Genomic DNA, 6,547 nt, shown 5'->3' with positions numbered 1-6,547 from the left:
TCGCGCACGCCGCGGCGCGGACCCGACGGGCGGCTCGCCGAACCCTCGGTGGAAGCTGCCGACGCCGCCGCGCCGAAGCCGGCCCGACGCGGCCGGCGCAAGGCGGCCGAGAGTGAATCGGCCGACGCGGACGCGGCGCAGGGCGATGCCGAAAACGCCGGCGACAAGCCCGCGAAGGCGGCCAAGGAGAAGGCCGCCAAGGCCGCGCCCAAGCTCGTCAAGACCGCCGACAAGCTCGCCAAGCTCGGCCTCACGCGCTCGATCGACCTGGTCCTGCATCTGCCGATGCGCTACGAGGACGAGACCACCCTCACGCCGATGCGCGAACTCCTGCCTGGCGAGCTCGCGCAGACCGAGGGCGTGGTCTACGACAACGAGATCACCTATCGCCCGCGCCGCCAGTTGCTGGTGCGCTTGCGCGACGAGGACGGCAGCGAGCTGGTGCTGCGCTTCCTGAATTTCTACGGCTCGCAGGTCAAGCAGATGGCGGTCGGCCAGCGGCTGCGCGTGCGCGGCGACATCCGCGGCGGTTTCTTCGGACTCGAGATCGTGCATCCGGCGGTGCGCGTGGTCGACGAGGACACGCCGCTGGCGCAGGTGCTCACGCCCGTCTATCCGAGCACGGCCGGCGTCTCGCAGGCCTATCTGCGCAAGGCCATCGACAATGCGGTGGCGCGCACGCCGCTGCCCGAGCTGCTGCCGGCCGAGGTCGAGGCCGCGTACCTGCGCCCGCTCGGCGTGCCGGCACTGGCCGACGCGGTGCGCCAACTGCATCATCCCGGCGTCGATTCGGACGAGACCGCGCTGATCGACGGCACCCACCCGGCCTGGATTCGCATCAAGTTCGACGAGTTGCTCGCGCAGCAGCTCTCGCTCAAGCGCGCCCACGAGGAGCGCCGCACGCGCGCGGCGCCGGCCATGCCGCGCCGCGCCGCCGACGACCGGGATTCGCTGGTGGCGCGCCTGTTCGCGGCGCTGCCGTTCTCGCTGACCGGCGCGCAGACGCGCGTGGTCGACGAGATCGCGCGCGACCTCACGCTCGCGCATCCGATGCAGCGGCTGCTGCAGGGCGACGTGGGCAGCGGCAAGACGGTGGTGGCCGCGCTGGCCGCCGCGCAGGCGATCGACGCGGGTTACCAGGCCGCGCTGATGGCGCCGACCGAAATCCTCGCCGAGCAGCATGCGCGCAAGCTGCGCGGCTGGCTGGAGCCGCTCGGCGTGACGGTGGCCTGGCTGGCCGGCAGCCTCAAGACCCGGGACAAGCGCTCGGCGATCGAGGCCGCGGCGCTGGGCACCGCGCAACTGGTGATCGGCACCCACGCGATCATCCAGGACACGGTGGAGTTCGCGCGGCTGGGCTTGGTGATCGTCGACGAGCAGCATCGCTTCGGCGTGGCGCAGCGGCTCGCGCTGCGCGCCAAAGCGGGCGGCCCGGCGGGCTTCCAGCCGCACCAGCTGATGATGTCGGCCACGCCGATCCCGCGCACGCTGGCGATGACGTATTACGCCGATCTCGAAGTCTCGACCATCGACGAGCTGCCGCCGGGGCGCACGCCGATCGTCACCAAGCTGATCGCCGATGCGCGTCGCGAGGAGGTGATCGGCCGCGTGCGCGACGCGGCGCTGGGCGGCCGCCAGGTCTACTGGGTCTGCCCGTTGATCGAGGAGAGCGAGACGCTGCAGTTGCAGACCGCGGTGGAGACCTACGAGACGCTCGCGGCCGCGCTGCCCGGTGTCAATGTAGGCCTGGTGCATGGACGGCTCTCGCCGGCCGAGAAGGCCAGCGTGATGGAGGCCTTCTCGCGCAACGAGGTGCAGCTGCTGGTGGCGACCACCGTGATCGAGGTCGGCGTGGACGTGCCGAACGCCTCGCTGATGGTGATCGAGCATGCCGAGCGCTTCGGGCTCGCGCAGTTGCACCAGTTGCGCGGGCGCGTCGGGCGCGGCACGGCGGCGTCGGCCTGCGTGCTGATGTACAGTGGCCCGCTGTCGATCGCCGGCCGCGCGCGCCTGAAGACCATGCGCGAGACCAACGACGGCTTCGAGATCGCCCGGCGCGACCTCGAGATCCGCGGCCCCGGCGAATTTCTCGGGGCGCGACAATCGGGCGCGGCCATGCTGCGTTTCGCCGACCTGGAGCAGGACGGCTGGCTGATCGAGCCGGCCCGCGAGGCCGCGGCGGCCTTGATCGCGCATCATCCCGAGGTGGTTACCCAGCATCTGGCGCGCTGGCTCGGCGCGCGCGAGCAGTTCCTGAAGGCCTGATTTCGCCGAATCCGGCGCCTGGCGCGGGATATCAGGCAAGGTTCGGGCTGTCCCCGTTTATCTATGCTGCATCGCAACAAGCAATTGCCGCCGAGAACGCTGGCGGAACGCTTCTATCCGGTGTATAAATTAAAGCTATCGCCTGTATTCCTGTGATTGACCCACAATGACGCTTACTGAACTGAAGTACATCGTCGCAGTCGCTCGCGAGCGGCATTTTGGCCGCGCGGCCGAAGCCTGCTTCGTCAGCCAGCCGACGCTCTCGGTTGCGATCAAGAAGCTCGAGGACGAGCTGAACGTGCAGATCTTCGAGCGCGGCGCGAGCGAGGTGAGCGTGACGCCGATCGGCGACCAGATCGTCACCCAGGCCCAGCGCGTGCTGGAGCAGACCTTCGCCATCAAGGAAATCGCCAAGCAGGGCAAGGATCCGCTGGTCGGGCCGTTCCGGCTGGGCGTGATCTACACCATCGGGCCCTACCTGCTGCCCACGCTCGTCAAGCAGATGATCCACCGTGTCCCGCAGATGCCGTTGATGCTGCAGGAGAACTACACGCTCAAGCTGCTGGAGCTGCTCAAGCAGGGCGAGATCGACGCGGCCATCATGGCCCTGCCGTTCCCGGAAACCGGCCTGATGGTGCGCCCGCTCTACGACGAGCCCTTCGTGGTCGCGCTACCCTCCAGCCATCCCTGGTCCAAGCGCCGCAAGATCGACGCGGCCGACCTCAAGCAGGAAACCATGCTGCTGCTCGGCAACGGCCATTGCTTCCGCGATCACGTGCTGGGCGTGTGCCCCGAGCTGATGCACTTCTCGCAGACCGCCGACGGCATCCAGAAGACCTTCGAGGGTTCCTCGCTGGAAACCATCCGCCACATGGTGGCGAGCGGCGTGGGCATCACGGTGCTGCCGCGCATGTCGGTGGGCGAGATCGGGCCGCTGGCCAACAACGCCGATTCCGACCTGCTGTCCTACGTGCCCTTCGACGAGCCGATCCCGGATCGCCGCGTGGTGCTGGTCTGGCGCAAGAGCTTCACGCGCATGCCGGCCATCGACGCGATCAGCGAGGCGATCGCCGCCTGCGACCTGCCCGGCGTGGCCAAGCTCGACATGCCCGCCACGCTGAACTGAGGCCGGGGCGAGCCGCCGCTGTTGCATGCGGCACCCAACCGACCGGGGCCTTCGCGCCCCGGTTTTGTTTTGCCCAATGCTTTACCTATCGAATAAATAAATTCAATTAAATTCACATTGACGATAGGGTTTTCTATGATGGCATCCATGGGTCGCGACAGGCGGCCCGCGCCGGAACCGCAGCAGCCCCGGCGCTTCTCATCCCGAACGACGGAGCCATCATGAACAAGCCACACCAGTCGGCCGCGCACGACCCGATGCTCGCCAGGACGCGCGTCCTGGTGCGCTACCTGCGCCCGCTGGCCCTGGCCTATCTGGCTGACCGTCTGCTCGGCGTCTGATCGATATCGCCTCCGAGGAGCACGCCATGAACACGCAAGGCCAGAATCCGCAAGCCGCCCGCCCCGCGCAATCGCATGCCGCGGCCGTCAATCACGCCGCCACTTCCGCCTTCCGCCAGACCTTCGGTTTCGCGATCACCTTCGCCGGCATCGTCACGCTGGCCGCCCAGGCGATGGCCCACCTGAACGGGGCCTGAAGGGCCGGCCATCCGTCCCTTTCGAATCTTCTACGTTACACTGGGCGCGCTAGAGTCACTCGTTTCAGGCAGAAGCAGGCGGGTCACCTCGACGCGTTTTCGCCGGTTCAACTCATTGATAAGGAGTCAGCAACATGGCCAAGAAGGGCAACGGAACGCAGATCAACATCGGCATCAGCGACAAGGACCGCAAGAAGATCGCGGAAGGCCTGTCGAAGCTGCTCGCCGACACGTTTTCGCTGTATCTGAAGACGCATTACTTCCACTGGAACGTCACCGGTCCGATGTTCAACACGCTGCACCTGATGTTCGAGGAGCAGTACAACGAGCTATGGCTCGCGGTGGACTCGGTGGCGGAACGGATCCGCACGCTGGGCGTGGTGGCGCCGGGCACCTACGGCGATTTCGCCAAGCTGACGGTGGTGCCGGAAGCCAGCGGCGTGCCGGCGGCCGAGGAAATGATCCGCCAGCTGGTGGAAGGCCACGAAGCGGTGGTGCGCACCGCGCGCGGGATCTTCCCCGATGCCGATTCGGTCGGTGACGAGCCGACCGCCGATCTGCTCACGCAGCGTCTGCAGACGCACGAGAAGACCGCCTGGATGCTGCGATCGCTGCTGCAGTAAGCGAGCGCGGCAAAGGCCGCGACAAGCCGTTCGACCAGCCGCGCGCGGATGCGCCGGCGGTCAGCGAAACCTCCCGTTCGACGGGAGGTTTTTTTTCGTGCGCCCGGCCGCGGGCGACCGCCTCGGCAGGGGCCGCCTGAAACAGGCATGCCGCACTCGCGCGTTACAATGCCGCCATCGTTTCCGTGGTGCGCCCCGACATGTTTGCCCGTTTCCCCCTCTATCTGAAGCTGGTCCGGATGGACAAGCCGATCGGCAGCCTGCTGCTGCTCTGGCCCACGCTCAACGCGCTGTGGATCGCCTCGGGAGGGCGCCCGGCGCCGTCGCTGCTGGTGATCTTCATCCTCGGCACGCTGCTGATGCGTTCGGCCGGTTGCGCGATGAACGACTACGCCGATCGCGACTTCGACCGCCACGTGAAGCGCACCGTCGACCGGCCGCTGACCTCGGGCAAGATCCGCGCCTGGGAGGCGGTGGCGATCGCGGTCGGCCTGGCGATCGTCTCCTTCCTGCTGATCCTGCCGCTCAACGGCCTGACCAAGTGGCTGTCGGTGGTGGCCGTGTTCGTGGCCGGCACCTACCCGTTCCTGAAGCGCTTCTTCGCGATCCCGCAGGCCTATCTCGGCATCGCCTTCGGCTTCGGCATCCCGATGGCCTTCGCCGCGATCCAGAACACCGTGCCCCTGATCGCCTGGGTGATGCTGGCCGCGAACGTGTTCTGGTCGGTCGCCTACGACACGGCCTACGCGATGGTCGATCGCGACGACGACCTCAAGATCGGCATGCGCACTTCGGCGATCACCTTCGGCCGCTACGACGTGCTGGCGATCATGCTCTGCTACGCGGCGGTGTTCGCGATCTATGCCTGGATCGGCCTCACCCAGCAGTTCGGCCTGGTGTACTGGCTGGGCTGGGCGGCGGCGGTGGGCTGCGCGGTCTATCACTACACGCTGATCAAGGATCGCGACCGCATGAAATGTTTCGCGGCGTTCCGCCATAACAACTGGCTCGGCGGCGCGCTGTTCGTCGGGATCGCCCTGCATTACGCGCTGACGGCGTTCTGAGCGAAACGCCCGCGCGTGTTCCGGAAACGACAAAGCGGCCCATGAGGCCGCCTTGTCGTTGATGGACGCGCCGCTTCGAAGATCGGCGCCTCACTCGAAGACCGGGCTCAGGCGCGGCCGAGTTCGTCGCCGAGTTCGCGGGCCCGCGCATCGGCGGCCAGCACGCCGCTCACGATCCGTTCCTTGAGCTGCTGCGCGTCGAAGGCGGCCAGCGCCGCGGCCGTGGTGCCGCCCTTGGAGGTCACGCGCTCGCGCAGCACGCCTGCCGGCTCGCCCGATTGCGCGGCCAGTTGGGCTGCGCCGGTGAAGGTCGCCACCGCCAGCGCGCGGCCCTGTTCCTCGTTCAGGCCGAGCTGGCGCGCCGCTTCCTGCAGCGCCTCGATGAAATAGAACACATAGGCGGGGCCGCTGCCGGAGATCGCCGTGACGGCATCCAGGCGCGCCTCGTCGTCGAACCAGACCGTCTCGCCGACCGCGCCGAGCACGGCCGAGGCCAGTTCGCGGCCGGCCGCGTCGACCCCGTCCAGCGCGGCCAGGCCCGTCACGCCCATGCCGACCAGTGCCGGCGTGTTCGGCATGGTGCGCACGATGCGCGCATAGCCGCCCAGCCAGCGCGACAGGTCGGTGGCGCGGATGCCGGCCGCGATGCTGATCACCAGCGCCTGGCCGAGATGCGGCGCGAGCGCCTTGGCCACCTCGTTGAGCACCTGCGGCTTGACCGCCAGCACGATCGCGTCGTAGCCGGCCAGCGTGGCGTCGATGGTCTCGCCGGTGGCCACGCCGCGTTCCTCGCGCAGGCGCGTGCGGGTATCCGCGTTGGGATCGATCACGTAGAGATCGCCGGGCGCCGCGGTGCCGCGCTTGACGATACCGCCGATCAGGGCGGCTGCCATGTTGCCGCCGCCGATGAATGCAATTTTCATGATGGTTG

6 protein-coding genes are annotated in these 6,547 nt (G+C 68.1%); 5 read left to right on the top strand and 1 reads right to left on the bottom strand.

Going from position 1 to position 6,547, the window contains the following annotated elements; genetic code table 11:
• Positions 1-48: 48 nt before the first annotated feature.
• The 5 genes from recG (at position 49) to ubiA (ending at position 5,616) form a co-directional block, all read left to right on the top strand.
• Positions 49-2,265, top strand: a complete 2,217-nt coding sequence (recG, locus tag F3J18_RS22085; RefSeq protein WP_345891765.1) for an ATP-dependent DNA helicase RecG — start codon at positions 49-51, stop codon at positions 2,263-2,265.
• 166 nt (positions 2,266-2,431) lie between these two features.
• A complete protein-coding gene (locus tag F3J18_RS22080; protein WP_013696697.1) occupies positions 2,432-3,391 on the top strand; it encodes a LysR substrate-binding domain-containing protein in 960 nt (319 codons plus the stop codon).
• A gap of 367 nt (positions 3,392-3,758) precedes the next feature.
• Positions 3,759-3,929 (top strand): hypothetical protein, encoded by a 171-nt coding sequence (locus tag F3J18_RS22075; RefSeq protein ID WP_166914189.1) that lies wholly within the window; start codon positions 3,759-3,761, stop codon positions 3,927-3,929.
• Positions 3,930-4,063: 134 nt separating this feature from the next.
• Positions 4,064-4,552 (top strand): Dps family protein, encoded by a 489-nt coding sequence (locus F3J18_RS22070; protein ID WP_025098510.1) that lies wholly within the window; start codon positions 4,064-4,066, stop codon positions 4,550-4,552.
• Positions 4,553-4,752: 200 nt separating this feature from the next.
• Positions 4,753-5,616, top strand: coding sequence for a 4-hydroxybenzoate octaprenyltransferase (gene ubiA, locus F3J18_RS22065; RefSeq protein ID WP_166914186.1), 864 nt, complete (start codon positions 4,753-4,755; stop codon positions 5,614-5,616).
• A 107-nt stretch (positions 5,617-5,723) separates the two neighbouring features.
• Here the strand turns inward: ubiA and proC are convergent, their stop codons facing one another.
• A complete protein-coding gene (gene proC, locus F3J18_RS22060; RefSeq protein ID WP_166914184.1) occupies positions 5,724-6,539 on the bottom strand; it encodes a pyrroline-5-carboxylate reductase in 816 nt (271 codons plus the stop codon).
• Positions 6,540-6,547: the final 8 nt, after the last annotated feature.

It is taken from the genome of Burkholderia sp. Ax-1720 (assembly GCF_011753035.1).
Taxonomy (GTDB): Bacteria; Pseudomonadota; Gammaproteobacteria; order Burkholderiales; family Burkholderiaceae; genus Burkholderia; species Burkholderia gladioli.
Note: the sequence above shows the minus strand (reverse complement) of the source record. Positions and strands in the feature narration are given on the sequence as shown.